The sequence below is a fragment of the Ewingella americana ATCC 33852 genome (genome assembly GCF_000735345.1).
Classification (GTDB): domain Bacteria; phylum Pseudomonadota; class Gammaproteobacteria; order Enterobacterales; family Enterobacteriaceae; genus Ewingella; species Ewingella americana.
On record NZ_JMPJ01000059.1, the window covers coordinates 32,396 to 47,821 of the forward strand.

At 52.0% G+C, this 15,426-nt stretch carries 9 protein-coding genes; 4 read left to right on the forward strand and 5 right to left on the reverse strand.

Features of this window, described 5'->3' with window-relative positions; genetic code table 11:
• Positions 1-5: 5 nt before the first annotated feature.
• From GEAM_RS23005 to GEAM_RS22755, 5 genes are all read right to left on the reverse strand, one after another.
• Positions 6-8,561, reverse strand: a complete 8,556-nt coding sequence (locus GEAM_RS23005) for a two-partner secretion domain-containing protein (RefSeq protein WP_167333535.1) — start codon at positions 8,559-8,561, stop codon at positions 6-8.
• 17 nt (positions 8,562-8,578) lie between these two features.
• Positions 8,579-10,291 carry a ShlB/FhaC/HecB family hemolysin secretion/activation protein gene (locus GEAM_RS12410; RefSeq protein WP_034791944.1) on the reverse strand — a complete coding sequence of 571 codons (1,713 nt, stop codon included), beginning with the start codon at positions 10,289-10,291 and terminating at the stop codon, positions 8,579-8,581.
• A 382-nt stretch (positions 10,292-10,673) separates the two neighbouring features.
• Positions 10,674-11,003 carry a curli assembly chaperone CsgC gene (csgC, locus tag GEAM_RS12415; protein ID WP_034791946.1) on the reverse strand — a complete coding sequence of 110 codons (330 nt, stop codon included), beginning with the start codon at positions 11,001-11,003 and terminating at the stop codon, positions 10,674-10,676.
• Between the two features lie 82 nt (positions 11,004-11,085).
• Positions 11,086-11,523 carry a curlin gene (locus tag GEAM_RS12420; protein WP_034791947.1) on the reverse strand — a complete coding sequence of 146 codons (438 nt, stop codon included), beginning with the start codon at positions 11,521-11,523 and terminating at the stop codon, positions 11,086-11,088.
• Between the two features lie 51 nt (positions 11,524-11,574).
• The gene (locus tag GEAM_RS22755) at positions 11,575-12,102 is read right to left on the reverse strand and encodes a hypothetical protein (protein WP_072009897.1); all 528 of its coding nucleotides are present in this window, start codon (positions 12,100-12,102) and stop codon (positions 11,575-11,577) included.
• A gap of 900 nt (positions 12,103-13,002) precedes the next feature.
• On the opposite strand from GEAM_RS22755, the gene csgD reads away from it, so the two are divergent.
• Genes csgD through csgG form a run of 4 tightly spaced genes read left to right on the forward strand, consistent with a single transcriptional unit; the run spans position 13,003 to position 15,350 of the window.
• Positions 13,003-13,653: a biofilm master transcriptional regulator CsgD gene (csgD, locus tag GEAM_RS12435; protein ID WP_034791950.1), complete on the forward strand. Its 651-nt coding sequence runs from the start codon at positions 13,003-13,005 to the stop codon at positions 13,651-13,653.
• A 4-nt stretch (positions 13,654-13,657) separates the two neighbouring features.
• Entirely contained in the window at positions 13,658-14,044 is a 387-nt protein-coding gene (csgE, locus tag GEAM_RS12440) for a curli production assembly/transport protein CsgE (RefSeq protein WP_034791991.1), read from the forward strand.
• Positions 14,045-14,053: 9 nt separating this feature from the next.
• Positions 14,054-14,458, forward strand: coding sequence for a curli production assembly/transport protein CsgF (gene csgF, locus GEAM_RS12445; protein ID WP_034791951.1), 405 nt, complete (start codon positions 14,054-14,056; stop codon positions 14,456-14,458).
• A gap of 58 nt (positions 14,459-14,516) precedes the next feature.
• Positions 14,517-15,350 carry a curli production assembly/transport protein CsgG gene (csgG, locus tag GEAM_RS12450; protein ID WP_034791993.1) on the forward strand — a complete coding sequence of 278 codons (834 nt, stop codon included), beginning with the start codon at positions 14,517-14,519 and terminating at the stop codon, positions 15,348-15,350.
• The last annotated feature ends 76 nt before the right edge of the window (positions 15,351-15,426 follow it).

Sequence of the window (15,426 nt, forward strand, 5' to 3'; positions counted from 1 at the left end):
TTTCCTTAATCTTTATAAGGAACATGATTATTCGAGACATATTTACCTGTTTCAGGATTTTTTAAACCAAAATGCACGTGCGGTACACCAGGAGCATGGGCTCCGCCTATAGATCCTGAATCGATCCTAAACTCTTTCGTTCCATCAGCACTGTGATAAATCCCAGAACCTGATTTACCAATTTCTTTATAACCTGAACCGAGGAATTTTAAACCTGCAGCCAAAGCCTCATCAGTTGTTAATGTTGTAGAACTGGTGAAGTTTTTCTTCCCTGACATAGTTTCATTAATGATGCTATCTATCTTGGCATTTGAGTTTTCAGATAGATACACAACATCTTTTTTAGTAAACGGATCAACTCCTGGATTTACTAATACATTCCCATCGGTATCTGATTTTCCATCCGAATTCCCAGTATGAGTGGCACCTTGCTCACCACGTTGATCCGGTGTCACCAGTGCCGTGTCCTTATTTGGATCCGCTACTGGATTTTCCAACTTGCCACCGATTAAATCATCTTTAGCCGCCGGTATGGTTTCGGTTTTACTGCCCGCTCCACCTGTATGCTGCTGGCTCTGCGCCTTAACTATTGCCAACATCAAACACGCACTGTTGGCTAAACATGCCGAATCTAACCCTGATTTGACCTGCTTGGTCAAGGCTAGAGCCGCCTGATCATTTGGATTTTGGCTGCCTGCTTCAGCCATAGTTGCCGAGTTCAGAATCTGGTTTGCCATAATCTGCTGAACCAAACCAATACTCGTCATATTGTTACTGATTTCGTTCTGACCTGCCTGAGCCCCTGTTATCGCACCAGACGAATCACTACCAGCTAGGCCGCCTGCTAACCCTGCCGCCAATGTGCTCAGTCCGACTAGAGTCTGCTTTTGTTGCTCTGTCAGTTGGTCAACTGATGTATCACCGTACAACGCTTTCTTGATAGCTTCTCCAGCCAATGCCGATGTACCCGCACCTGCAGCACCTGCCAAGCCATTGTTGCCCTGCATTTCAGCCAGAACCCCCGCCACCACAGCATGTGCCATCACCCTGCTAGTTTCATTTGGGGCCGTCTGTTTAATCACTTCAGCCAAATAAGGCGCCGCGCCACCTGCCAGGGCGGCTTTAAGATCCCCACCAGCAAGCCCCTGAATCGCTGCCGTGGCCGCCTGCATCCCCTGTTGGATAGCACTTCCTGTACCCCATTCAGCTTGCGCAGTCCTATAGGAAGAAGTATTGACCAATTGTGCATGATACTCATCCCAAGCCTCTTGCTTCGCGCCTTTCTCTGGTTCTGTAATACCTTTTTCTGCCAGCTCGGCTTTACCAGCGTTTGTAGCCCGAATATCACCCTGAGTCCTTGCAATATCACTAACCTGACTCCCAATCTCCCCAATCTTCTGCGCTTCCCGCAGGCGGCGCTGCTCTTTCTCTTTGTCGAAGATTGGCGAGAGGGTCTGGTTGGCGTGCTCGACGTCGCGGCTCAGGTTGGCGACATTTTGCCTCTGTTTGCTTTCGTCGCGGATGACAATGCTGCCATCGCTGACTGCCGATTGGGTGGTCGACCTGTCACTGCCCTTACCATTGACTCCGACCAGCAGGCTGCTTGCCATGTTGCCGACAAACTGGCCGCCGATATTGCCACCAGTGCTCATCCCCACGCTCTGGTGCTCGACCTCATACCCCGCGCGGTTTTCAATGTTGCCGAAGCCTAGAGTGCCAGTATCAAGTCTGTTATTGCTGGCTTCTGCTGTGGAGCCCAGAACCCCGCCATTGAGCTGGGTATGCTCGCCGACGGTAATATCGAAACCGCCCTTGCCCGCGAAGATGCCGGTTTGCTCTTTCACCGAGTCGTAGGTGCTATGCATTTTGTCGCGGCTGAGGTTGATTGACGCGCTGGCTGAACCCAACCCGCCGCTTACACCGCCGCTCACGTTCTGCTGTTTGGAGTCGTAGTTATCGCTGTCCTGCTCGCTGGAAAGCGTCAGGTTGCGGCCAGCATTCATCGTGACTTTGTCGCCGGTAAGCTGTGCTCCCGTCAGCGTGGTGTCGCGGCCGCTGACGATGTTCAGATTGTTACCGGCATTGAGGGTGGTCTCGGTGTGGGTCACGCCGTTGCCGCTCTCCGAACCTTTGCCCTTATTGGCACTGGCATTCACCGTGAAGCCACTGTTATTTCCGCCGAAGTTTAAGCCGACGCCCACCGAGCCGCCGTGACTCTCATTCTTGCCGTCCAGCACCGAGGTGTTGGTGGCCGAAATCAGGTTCACGTCGCGGTTAGCCATCAGGCCAATATCTTTGCCCGCCTGCAGCTGGCTGCCCTGCACGTTAATGTCGGTATCCGTGGCACGAATGTTGAGGTTGCTCCCCGCCGTCAGGGTGCTGTCTTGGCTCTGACTATTGGTCTGGGTCTGCTCCGACTTGGACGACTGGCTGCCGTATGAGAGGTTGATGCCAAACAGGTTCTGCTGATCTTCGCCCTGCGCTTCGCCGAGCTGCGAGGCTTGATAAGCCTGCACGCCTCCGAGGGCTGACTTGATGCCATCCAGCGCGGCAAGGCGCCCGCTGCTGGCGGTGCTCGCTTCGTTGGCGCTGGACACCGCGCTATTGATGGCACTGCCTACCGCGCCGGACAGCGCCAGTGTCAATCCAATCTGTTTTTGTTCAACGGTGTGGGTCTGCACGCTCTGGTTATCCGCCGCCAGAATGTTCACCTCTTTGCCCATCAGGTTGAGGTTTTTACCCGCCAAGACATCTGAGCCTTTTACCCTCAGGCCATCGCCCGCGCTGAGGTTGACGTTGCCCTGCGTACTGCCAACGGTACTGCCCGCGCTGCTCTGGGTTCTGCCGTCATCGGTAATTTTGGTGCTCTGACTGCCGTAACTCACGCCGACGCCGCCCGTGCCGGACAGGCCGGATTTCTTCTCTTCGCGCAGGTGTGTTTCATGACGGGATTGGTCGGCGGCGGTGATATTAAGGTCATTACCCGCCAGCAGGTTCACGTCGCGAGTTCCCGCTACGCTGCTGCCATCCACCAGCAAGTTATTCCCTGCCTGCATGGTGACCCTGTCGCCGCTGATGTTGCTACCCAGCGCGCTCTGGTTGCGCACTTCGTCGTGAGTCTCCAGCGACATGCTGGAAAGCATACCTTTGCTGCTCTGCTTGCTGTGCTCGGTCAGATGATATGAGTCATTACCGGCGGTCAGGTTGATGTCGTTTCCCGCCACCGCCGCGATGCTCTCTTTAGCAGTCACCGACGCGGCTCTAGCATTGAGGTCATGCCCCGCGCTAAGGCCAAGGCTACCGCCAGTGTTAATCTGCGTTCCAACGTCTTGGGTCTGAGTCAGGTGGCGATAGTTATCTTTGTCCCAGTCGCTGTTCTCAGTATGCGTCGTGCTGAGTGTCGAGAGGTTGAGGTCTTTACCCGCAATGATTTGGGTCTGGCTGTTCGCGCCAGTGTTGCTGACCTGCGCCGCCGTCAGGTTGATATTGTTCAGGGCTTGCAGGCCAAGCTTGCCGTCTTTGTTCTGCACATAGATACCCGCCGCGCGGTCGAGATGTCGATTCGTGTCGCTGCCCGCGAGGGTACTGCTGACATTAATGTCGCGCCCGGCAATCGCCACCAGACTGTCGCCACCTTGCAGCGTGCCGCCGAGGTTATTGATGTCGGTACGCGCGTTAATGATTAGCCGATTGCCGCCGATAAAACCGCTGTTGGTGAGCGTATTCGCATTAATCTGCGTCACTTCACGACCTACAATGTTGCCGCTATTAGTGATGTCGCGCTGGCTATTGAGCACTACATTGTTGCCAGAGAGCAGCGCGCCACTGCCCTCAAGATCGCCTTTTTTCACTCGCGCATAGACTTGCGGCACCAGTACGCTTTGCACCGTGCCGTCCGGCAGCGTGATATCTTGTTTGACCAACCACACTATATCGCTGGTCAGCAAGGCCATCTGCTCCGCAGTCAGCGCCACGCCTAGCGTCAGGTTGTAATGCTCCCCAAAAGCAATCCCAGCATCCATTAAGGCTTTGTATTGGTCGGTATCATTGTTGTAGCCCGCCAGATAGCGCTGGCCGGTGAGGTCAGCGACCTGTTGGCGAATCAGCTGCTGCTCGTAAAAGCCGTCACCCAGACGCCTCAACATATGGTCAGGGTTTTGGCGAAGGGCGTTCTGCATATAGTCGCTGCCGAGCCACTGCTTTTGGTTGGTGAAGCGCGGGTCAGTCTCAATCAAATAGCGACGGGTCGCTTCGCCATGCAGTTGGAAGAGACTGCTGTCAGGCAGCTTTAGGTTGGGACTGGTGATGCGCACCACCGAGTCCAGATGGTTCTTTGGCTGAGTCTCAAATATCTGCCCGGCTGGAGGCTGGATGGGCTGAGGCGTAGAGTCATTGTTTACCGCGCCCGCACTGCCTGCCTGCTGGTTAAGCGTCGAGGTATCTCTCTTAACGATGGTCGTTCCGCTACCCGTGGCCTGAGTATGTTCGGCATAAACCATCGCTTTTAAATCAATAGATTGAATGATGATTTCCGGGCTGTAGCGATTACTATCCTTGCCTTGTGAGGTCTCGGTTCCACGGCCGTGTCGGCGTTTCTTTTTTTTCGCATACCAGCGGGTCTGAGTCCCGACATCGGTGATGGTGCGTTGACCCGGCGTGGCTTCATTATGTATTTCGGCGACTACGCCACCTAGCGTGCCGCCCGCCATGATACGGCTGTCGAGGTTATTGAGCAGGTTGCTGTAAATGGCCAGATCGCCCCCGGCGATAATCTGCCCCGGTTCACTCTCTTTGACCTTGGTCTCAGTGACGGTGCGCTGGTACTGATATTCATAAAACTCATTGTTGCGGGAGCCATCGGGCATGATCGCGTCATGGACGCCGTATTTATTTTTCCATGAAGTATCAACGTCATCCCAGTTATAGCGTTGAGTCGAACCTTTTAACACCGCCTCGTGATGTGGCGAATCCTCGGTTACCACCACTTCCGTTGCAAAGTGATCGTTGAGGTTGTTTATCTGGCCGATGTTCAACACCATATTGCCAGCCGACTCCAGCGTCGAGCTGTGGTTATTAAACACTGACGCCTGACCGGTCGCCTGCCACTGATCGTTTAGCTGTCCACCCACGGCCACATCGCCAGCGCTGAAAATCAGGCCATGATCGCGGTTGCTGATGGCCTGCGCGCCGATATCCAGACGATCGCGGGCGGCAATGGTTGCCGCAGTACCGTTTTCCGCCAGATTATTGAGAGTACCGGTCTGCAAGGCGATATGGTCGCCATAGATGCGCCCGCTGCCAGTATTGGTCAACGTCGCAGACTGAATATGGGTCAGGTTGCCGTCGATAAGCCCACGGTTTGTCACTTCGCCCGAGGTGAGAATATGGTTCTGCGCGGCACTGATTTCGCCCGCTGCGCTGTTATTCACGTTGGCGGCATTGAGGTTGAGCGTGCCACCCGCTTTGATCAGCGCACTGTTTTCCAGCCCTTGGCCGATGTTGAAGTTCAGGTCGCCGTTGGCGACCACCTTGCCCTGATTGTTGAACCCTTGCGCCAGATTCAGCACCATGTTCCCTTGCGACAGCAGGCTGCCGTCGCCGGTCAATGATGAGGCCGACAGTTGCAGATTTTTATCGGCGATCAGCGTGCCGCCGGTGTTTGTCAGCGCCAACCCATTGCCAGTCAGCGTTAATGTATCGGCGGAAGAGAGCAAGCCTTGGGAATTGTTCAGCAAGCCGGTATTGATATCCAGCAGGTCATTGGCGCGTAGCGCGCCCTGCGTGTTGTCCACAGAGCCGCTGTTTAGGCGAACCGACTGCCCTTCCAGCCCGATGTCCTGAGTTTGGGTATCACGATTGACGATCTGCGCGGCATTCAGGGTGGCTGTAGCGCCAGTTCGAATCAAACCGGCAGTGTTATCTACCAAGCCGTTGAATGCATTGATCAATGCATTGCCCGCAACCTGAAGCTGCCCGCCCCGGTTATTCAGCCCGGCAATATCAAGTTGGGCATTACCGCCGGCAGAAATATTACCCTGCGCGTTCTCCAGCGCCTGCCCCTGAGTGTTGATAATGGCATTACCGCCAGCGCGGACTTGCCCAGTCTGATTGAGCAGCGCCCCGCTCAATAAGTTCAGGTTGTTACCGGCAATCAGAGCGCCACTTTTGTTATCAACCGCTTGATTCTGTGAGTTAAAATTAAGGTTTTGATTTGCCTGAACCAGCCCGCGCTGGTTATTGAATTTGCCCGTTGTGAGGTTAAGCGCGCTGTTGCTTGCCAGCGTGCCGTTGAGGTTGTTGAACTCAGCAGAGCTCAGTCGTAAATCGCCCGTGCTGGCGATAAAGCCTTGCTGGTTGTCGAGTGAGCCGCTGTTGATCGACATCGCCCCACGGCTGACAATCCCGCGATTATCGCCACTGTCGCGGTTACTCAGGCTCCCACCCTGTAGATCAAGAGCCATACCACCGCCCGACTGCACCAGCCCCCCGTCATTGTTCAGCCCAACGCTGGTCAACTGCATGTCGCCAAGGGCCGCAATAGTGCCTTGTTGGTTATTCAGCGCGCCAGTCTTTAAGGTGAAGGCTTTCCCTGCGCCGAGCTGCCCCTGCTGGTTGTTTAGACTGGCGGTTTTGAAGTCGAGATTGCCATTGCCCGCGATTTTCCCGGCTTGATTATCCACGCCGTCAAACACGTTGAGGGTCATCGCGCCGCTGCCGGTCTGCAAGATTTTGCCTTGGCGGTTAGAGAGGCGATTGGCGGTCAAAGTGAGTTGTTCCGCTGAAGTGGTGGCGCCATCCAGCAGGAGATCGCCACCAGTAATGGTGAGTTTTCCGTTGGAAAGCAGTTGGCCCTTTTCACCTTGCAGGCTGGCGCTTTCAAGGGTCAGGTTGCCGTCGGCAGCATGGAGGATTTTGCCGCCCTGATTGTTGATTTGAGCGGCTTTGATATTGAGATCTTCGCCGTTGCTGGCAATGCTGCCGCCACGGTTATTGAGCGAGCCTTTATGGGAGAATTGCAGGGAATCGCTGCCCAGCTGCGCGATTGCACCTTGCTGGTTAGATAGGGAGTTCGCGCTGATATTCAGCTTGTCGCCGAGCAGCTTTCCGCCGTCGTTATTGAGCATTTTGCCACTGCGCGCGGTTAGCTGCTGCTGCGCGGCAACCTGCGCACCGCCTGTATGGAGACCTTCCTGCCCGGCGTCCAGAGTGACGTTATTGCCGCTGGTCGAGCTTTGGCGAATATCTACACCCTGACCGCGAGCCGTCAGGTCGCCAGAAGCCAAATTCTGCCCCTGAGCCCGTAATTGCCCCGAGGCATCGAGAGTGAGATTGCTACTCCCTACCAGCTTGCCATCCTGATTAACCCCCGCCGCCAGCACGCTTCCCCGCTCGCTATTTAACGTCGCGCTTTTAGTTTGCAGATGGTTATTGGCGGTAACAGCGCCGCTGTTGTGCAGGTCACCCGCGGCAGTCAAGTTGGCATCCGCGCCTGAACGCACCGCACCACTGTTTTCAATCGCGCCATTAGATGCAATTGAAACGCCCTCTTGGCCGCTCATCTGCCCGCTGTTTTCGATTCGGCCATCGGCGGTGACCACCAGCGTGCCAGCCTGCGCGCCGATATTGCCTGCGTTATGCACGCCGACGCCGTTTTCAGTGCCCATCAGGCGAATTTTATTAGCGTACATGCCGCCGAGCTGTGCGACATCTACCGCCATCATCGGGCGATTCGAACCGCCTGTGGCTTTTTTATCGATTTGCCGATGGCTGGCATCCACCTGATTGCGCCCTGCCGTCACCTTGAGATCTTTCGCCACCAAGCTAGCGTTGATTTTCACCGAGCGGGCGATGATATCAGTGTGATCCTGACGGCTGTTGTCCATCCCCGCGCCCTGAATCACAATTTCGCCCCGTTCGACATCAAAACCGGTGAGCTGGCCATTGTTGAGCTGAGCTTGCCCGGTGGTCATGGTGGCACGGTTAGCGTTGATAAAGCCGCAGCCGTCACAGGTGATCCCCGCCGGGTTGGCGATCACCACCTGCGCCTGACGGCCCGCCACTTCGACATAACCGTTGAGCTGGCTTGGGTCGCGAGAGTTCACCTCATTGAGGATCACCGTCGCTTCGCCGCGCGCCAGCCACGGGTTGCCCAGTATCATTCCGCCCTGCTGCGTCGCTGTGTTCTGGCGGGAGTTGTTGAGGATCACCCCATTTTGGCCCACGTCAAACTGGCTGTAAGTGTTGCGGGAAACGCCCCCTTGGCTGGGCGTTTGAATATTGACCTGCGGGGTGCCGTTGGCGGTGCTGACGATATGCGGCTGCTGATTATTCGGCGCCTGACCGTCGGCTACAATACCCGCAAAGGCACTGTTGACCACCAGCACCGAGCTAAAGAGCGCCAGCATAGCGCATGACAGGCTGCTCAAACGGCACTGGCATACAGCCGTTTTGCTGCGGCGCACGCGGCGTCCGCCTTCGCGGCCCGCGGAAGCAATCTCCGCTACGACCATCAACAGGCCACGGGCTTTATTAAAAATGATGCGGTACAGATGTTTATTCATAGCAGAGTGTCCTTACTCTAATACGACCAGTTGAGGTTGAAGCCCAGCGAGACGGGGTCCGTCGAGAAACCATCAGGTTTTGAAAAAGGGACTGAGGCGAACAGGTCATAACCGACCTTCAAGGCTCTGCCGCGAACCCCGACCGCACCGCCCGCCAAGTGCTTAGCCACCAGATATTGCGTGCCGTTGCCGCCCACTTCGCCGTAGTCCGCGCCGAGATAAAGCTCTTGGGAAGGCAGCGGGGTCGCCCATGCAAGGTCATTACGCACAAACCAGCCGCGATCGGCATTCAGGCTCAGCTCGCCGTCGAAGCCACGCACCGTCCAGCGGTTGCCGATAGCAAACTGATCCTGAGGTGTTAAGTGGGTATTGCTGTATTGCCGCTGGTATCGCGTGTTGTAGCGAAATTTCTGATTGGCGATGGTGAAAGGCAGATCAAGTTGGGCGGAAAGCTGGACGATTTTGCTTAGCGCCGTCGCGTAGCCGCCATACTCTTCCGGTGCGCGAGTCGCGCCAAACCAACGGGTGCCGCGCTGGTAGCTGACCCCCATGTCGAGCGTGGCTTGCGAAATATAGTGACGATGCTGTAACCCCAAGCGCCACGCCGCGGTTTGCCTGCGTTGCACCTCGATTTCAGTATCATTGACATAATTTCTGGACTCGCGCGCCAGCACGTCGTAGGTCAGCGTGGTCTTCTGGCTAGCATTGCGGTGCAATAGGCGACTGACCTGAAAATCGAGGTTTTTACTTTTACCGCTATACCGATAATCACCATTCAGCCCGGCGCTGGTCTGGTTATATTGATAACTGTTGGCAGTTAGGCCAAACATCCAATAACCGACAGGCACTGAATAGTGCCCGGTAACGTTGCCAGTGCTCTTGCCACTTTTGTGAGGCAGGCTGCTGGTGCCGGAAATGTAGAACAGATCGTTAAGGGCAAAGGGATTATCCAGCGACAGGGTCGCGTTTCCCTGATAACGCCCCGTGCTGCGCGTGCCTGAGTCATTAAGGCCCGTCGCGACGCGCCACATCTTTTCCTGTTTCCAGTGCAGCGCAATATCACTTTCTCCCGGCTGCTCGCCGGGAAGGATTTCCATGTCAGCCTGCACCGTCGGCAGGCGCTGAAGATTCTCTAAGCCCTGTTCAATATCGCGTAAATCTAAAAGCTGGCCAGCATGGGCTGGAAATGGGCTATACAGGCTGAGATAGCGATTGCTGTCCGGCGTCAATTCCACCTTGCGGATTTTGCCGGGGATAACCACCAGTTGCAGCACCCCACTCTTCAGATCCTGCGCCGGAGACAACACGCGCGTGGTGATATACCCGTGATCTATCAGCCGGTTCTGCAAGGTGCTCATCAGCAAGTTGATACCTTCGCTACCCAAACATTTGCCGACAGCTTGATTACTAATACGTTGCAGCGGCAGCCAATGCGGTAAGGCTTCCGTGCCACTCAGCCGCACTTGCGAGAGAGTAAAACAGGGGGTTTCCTGCGGGAAATTGATGCGCCCAAAAGCACCGACAGGAGGTGCAAGACGGACATCCGGTGCCTCGGGGGTCAGGCTCTGTTGCAGAGCGCGTTGCTGCTCCTGCTGATGAATAAATTGTTGATCCCCTGCTTCACGAAAAGGAGAGGGGCCGATAAGAGGTTCAGCATAGCTGCTGGCAATAAACAGACTAAGGAAAACAGTCAGCGACTGGCAGGCAATATTAATAGCGGGGCTGCGCACGTAAAAACATCCTTATTATTAATCCATGGGTAAATCATCCTTAATCCAGTTGCATTATGACCATGCGAAGTCAATTTACAATATCTTTTATTCTCTTTGTCAAAAGAAATAATCCAGAAGAATCAGTAGAGAAATTAATATATAAACTTATTGAAACCGTTAATATTAAAATCATAACTATATGATTTTAAATAATTAAATCAAATTTCATAATGAGATCTTGGTTAAATAGAAAGCTTAACAAGCCAACAATAAAATCCATTTTTAATATACATGCCATTCGTGAAACATATACAAATTAATTATATTTAAAACCATTAAAATATTATCCCCAGCCAGTTACTCATTGAAAAAATACATGTCCCTTAGTTCTCACTCACTATTAACGATTATTTGGCACAATGATTTGTCTTTCCAGCCTTAAACCTTGGCCATTAGTGAGCGTGACGGTCACTTGTGTCCAATCCCCTTTTTGCATCGCGATTCGCATCTGTCCAAGAGAGAGGGTTTGGTTGGCGGCAAGATTCACACTGCCCTGCTGGCGGCTGGTGCTCTGCCCCTGCGCGGCGCGATGTAAGACGTCGATGGAGACCTGACAGGCGCAATTTTGGCTCAGAGTCGCCATGGGCCGGACAATATAAAAGTCGGCTTCGGTTTGGGTGTCGAACCACAGTTGGTTAGACATCACGGCGGCAATCAACAAGATCTGCATTGTTCCTCCTTATAAATAGCAAAACAGGGCATAAGCCCTGTTTTGCGACGAACATATTGCATGACAGTCAAAGTCAGGCGAATCAGTGCTGGCTCGCGTAAGCCTGATTACCTGTACCGAACTGCTGGATATTTGCCAGACTGCCGTTAGCATACTGATTGGACTGCGCGTAGTTACCCGTCCCGTTTTGGCTGATCTGAGTAATGCTGCTGCTCGCCGCCTGCAACACGTTGGCGTTGTTCCAGTCACCGGCTTGGGAAACTTTTACCAGACTGTTGTTGCCGGTTTGGTTGCTGCCCACTTTGTTTTGCGAGCCGCGCTGGTCAATCGACGTTAGCGATTTAGAGACGCCACTCTGATTAGCCTGAGCACGGTTAGCCGTACCCGCTTGGTAAATTTGAATTTCTGCGTTCCAGTTGGTGGTCTGGAATACTGGCAGAGAAGAAGTTGGAGGCGTTGTTGCCAACGCGCTGCCGCTGATCACTAACGCAGATACTGCCACAATTTTCAAAAGATTCATGGTGCTACCCCATTGGTTAAAGTTGGATGATCTTCATTTGAGACAAAGTTATTAACGCTGTGTGACTCTGATCGCCATTCCTGACGAATTTTGTACAACACCGGCGGACCGGTCCGTACCACTTTGGCTAATTTGCGTCACACTCCGGCTACCTCGCTGGAGAATAACGGCGGTATTGCCAAAATCTTTTTGCTCAATAGATGCCGAGCTGCTATTTCCAAGCTGGGCAATAACGGCGGTATTTTCACTGCCACTTTGCACAATATCGGCAGCGTTGCCATTACCCCGCTGATTAACAACCGCATTATTGTCATTGTTAAACTGGGTGATATTCGCCCGATTACTATTACCGTTTTGCTGAGTGACCGCGGTATTGCCATTGCCTTTTTGTAAGATAAAAGCGGCATTGCCCGAGGATGAATAGCCCCCTGCTACGGCGTTATCAAACGAATTGTTGTAATAGTAAATATCACTGGTGTTGGCGCTAAAGCCCAATTCGCTATGGGCGAGATCGTTCGGTTGCGCCATCGTTATAAAAGGTAATGAAAGCAGCGCAACGGTAAAAATCATTTTTTTCATTTTTCGGCCCTGATTGACTTTCTTTTGCATTCAAACAATGGCAATCAACAAACTCGATGAGGAAGTCAGGTTTGTTTGCTGGACGAGTTGAGTATGGATATTCGTAAAAATAAAAAACTCACCTGTAAGTCGTATTTTTAATTTAATCCTCACCAAAAAGCATGAGTAAAAGCCCAAAATATGCCGTAATTCCATCAACCTGAAATTTAAAAAATGATTAACAAAGATAAGTAACTTAAATAAACCTTCAACAAACAAATTCATCATACAATTGCATCAATTGTTATTTTCCTAACAAAAAACTTAGCCTGCTAAGACCAAAGTTTTCCTCCTGTCGATGCGACAGACGGGTGAGATTGTGCATCTTGTCACTCTTTTTTAGGTGAGGATGGCTGGACTAAAGACAATCTTTACGAGGTCAAACCAGTGATGAAAATACCAACAAAAGTATAATATTTGAGATAAATCAGAAGAAAAATTCACTTAGTGCGTTTCGTTAGTGCATTAACCTGCTAGCTAGACGGATGAATTAGCTCTATTTATCTGCAACCTTGCTATGCGCGCCTCGGAAGATAGGTTAAGGGGTCTTAACAGATTGCCTGCTTTTAATAACTAAAGCACACAGCAAAATTTGCACATTTTCAGTTACATTTTGAAACACAAATAAGCCTTGATTTAGAATGTCTAATGGATAGATTGATGATGTAGGAAAAATCCTATTTCTAATAATGACAAACCTGCGTGTGCAGTGGTTATTCAACTTTCCGGTTTTCTTTATTTGTTTTTGGTTAATACACCACGGGCTTGCACATGCTACATCCAGCAGCAAAGCAACCTATTTAATGCCTTCATTTATAAGGCATCAGTAGGCTGCCAAAAAAAATTAGGTGGAGTTTCATTATGACTAATGAAGCAATATTAAATAACAATCTTCTATTGTTAATTACTAAGCCGTCACTTCAGGCCAGTGCTTTATTACAGCAGTTAAAACATCAGTTAAGTGTAAACACCAAACTACATAACATTAATAAGACCTTAGAAGATGATTCATTAAACCAGGCACTCATATTGTTTGACATGATGGAAGCTGACCAACGGCAGGTTGTCTTATGGCAATCGGTGATTCGCCGCTATGACGATAATGTGAAGCTTTTATTATTTAACACCCCGAGTGATTATCAGTTTAGAGAAATAGAAGCCTGGCCGCGCATTAGCGCCGTGTTCTATAACTCCACGGAAGAAAATAAATTGGTAGAAGGCATTAATAACGTTCTCAATGGAGAATGTTATTTCACTCAAGGATTTGCCAGTTATCTCATTAGTCAGTCAGGGCAATATCGCTATCTCAATCATAGCGAAACCGGTCTGACACACCGTGAACAAGAGATCCTGAATAAATTACGCGTCGGCGCTTCAAATACTGAAATTGCCCGGCTGTTGTTTATCAGTGAGAACACGGTCAAAACGCATTTATACAATTTGTTCCGCAAGCTTTCCGTTAAAAACCGGACTCAGGCCGTCTCTTGGGCTAACGATAATTTAAAGCGCTGACATGATGAAATCCGTCATCTGTCTGCTTTTCGGCCTGACATTAGTGTTAGGCCAATATGCCTCTGCGGCAGAAATTAAAGACCCCGGACTGATAACCGACCACACGGTGACATCCGTCGGTCACGACTTCTACCGTGGGTTTGCTGACCGCTGGGACATTAATTATGCCGAGACAATCACCATCAGCGAGCGGCCAAGCGCCCGCTGGGGAAGCTGGATAAGCATCAAGGTTGGGCAAGACACGCTGTACCAAATATTGCTGTTTCCTAACCGGCGCAATTTTAGCAAAGAGGTCGATACCGCCGTGGCCAGTGTGCATGAAGCCCTGTCACGCCGCCAAATCGACAAAGCCTTATTAGGCACCGGTGACCTCACCGGCGATGAATTCTAGGAGCACACCGTGAAAATATCTGTCGCGCTTTTATCGTTGTTACTTCTCTCCCCTCTCACGTGGGCGGGAAATATGGTGCATCAGTTTGTGAACCCCAACTTTGGCGGCAACCCAAACAATGGCGCTTTTTTGCTGAATTCGGCCAATGCGCAGAACTCTTATAAAGATCCGAACGGCTATAACTTCGATGCCTATAACCCGTCGGCGCTGGACAACTTCACCTCTGCTCTGCAGTCACAGCTGCTGGGCACCCTGATGGGCAATGTGAATCAGGGCAAGCCGGGACGGATGGTGACCCAAGATTTTATTGTTGATGTGCAAAACACCGACGGTCAGTTGGTGATGAACGTCACCGACCGCAAAACCGGGAAGATTTCGACCATCCAGGTTCAGGGCATCAGTGGCTCTAATTAAAAACCAAAATAAATTTCACCCCAAACTTATTGCCAATAACACCAGCGGGAAGACCACTATGCGCAGCTTGTTTTTACTTCTGATGATTTTTGCCCTCACGGGCTGTTTGACTGCACCACCCAATCAGGCAGCAAAACCGACCTTGCTACCTCGCGCCCAGAGCTATCAGGACCTGACGAACTTGCCTCCAGCGCGCGGCAAAATATTTGTCTCGGTTTACAACATTCAGGATGAAACCGGCCAGTTCAAACCTTATCCGGCCAGTAACTTCTCGACTGCCGTGCCGCAAAGCGCCACCGCCATGCTGGTGTCGGCGCTCAAGGATTCCAAATGGTTTATTCCTTTAGAGCGCCAGGGGCTACAGAACCTGTTGAATGAACGCAAGATCATCCGCGCCGCGCAGGAAAATGGCAGCGTGGCGGAGAACAACGCCCGCGCCCTCTCCTCACTGGTGGCGGCGAATATTTTGATTGAAGGGTCAATCATTGGCTACGAAAGCAATGTGAAATCCGGCGGCGTAGGTGCCAGATACTTCGGTATCGGGGCCAGCACGCAGTACCAGTTAGACCAGATAGCTGTGAACCTGCGCGCTGTCGACGTCAATACCGGGGAAGTTCTGTCGTCTGTTAATACCAGCAAAACCATTTTGTCCTATGAGGTGCAGGCCGGGGTGTTCCGGTTTGTGGATTATCAACGATTACTGGAAGGAGAATTAGGCTACACCACCAATGAACCTGTGATGCTCTGTCTGATGTCGGCGATTGAAACCGGCGTAATTTATCTGGTGAATGACGGTATCAGCCGCAACTTGTGGCAACTGCAAAATCCGCAGGATGCCAAAGCGCCGGTGCTCGAAAAGTATAAGAACCTGATTGTCCCTATTGCCTCTTGAATTCGGAGCCGTTGATTCACGTTATCCCAGAAAATCGGATCCCCTGTAGCGTGATGACGCCGGGTTTTGGCAATAG

What these genes read in the sequence shown, in the direction of transcription:
- csgC (WP_034791946.1), bottom strand. Translation starts at nt 11,003, where the DNA reads ATGCAGATCTTGTTGATTGCCGCCGTGATGTCTAACCAACTGTGGTTC.
- GEAM_RS22755 (WP_072009897.1), bottom strand. Translation starts at nt 12,102, where the DNA reads ATGAAAAAAATGATTTTTACCGTTGCGCTGCTTTCATTACCTTTTATA.
- GEAM_RS23005 (WP_167333535.1), bottom strand. Translation starts at nt 8,561, where the DNA reads ATGAATAAACATCTGTACCGCATCATTTTTAATAAAGCCCGTGGCCTG.
- csgE (WP_034791991.1), top strand. Translation starts at nt 13,658, where the DNA reads ATGAAATCCGTCATCTGTCTGCTTTTCGGCCTGACATTAGTGTTAGGC.
- GEAM_RS12420 (WP_034791947.1), bottom strand. Translation starts at nt 11,523, where the DNA reads ATGAATCTTTTGAAAATTGTGGCAGTATCTGCGTTAGTGATCAGCGGC.
- csgG (WP_034791993.1), top strand. Translation starts at nt 14,517, where the DNA reads ATGCGCAGCTTGTTTTTACTTCTGATGATTTTTGCCCTCACGGGCTGT.
- csgD (WP_034791950.1), top strand. Translation starts at nt 13,003, where the DNA reads ATGACTAATGAAGCAATATTAAATAACAATCTTCTATTGTTAATTACT.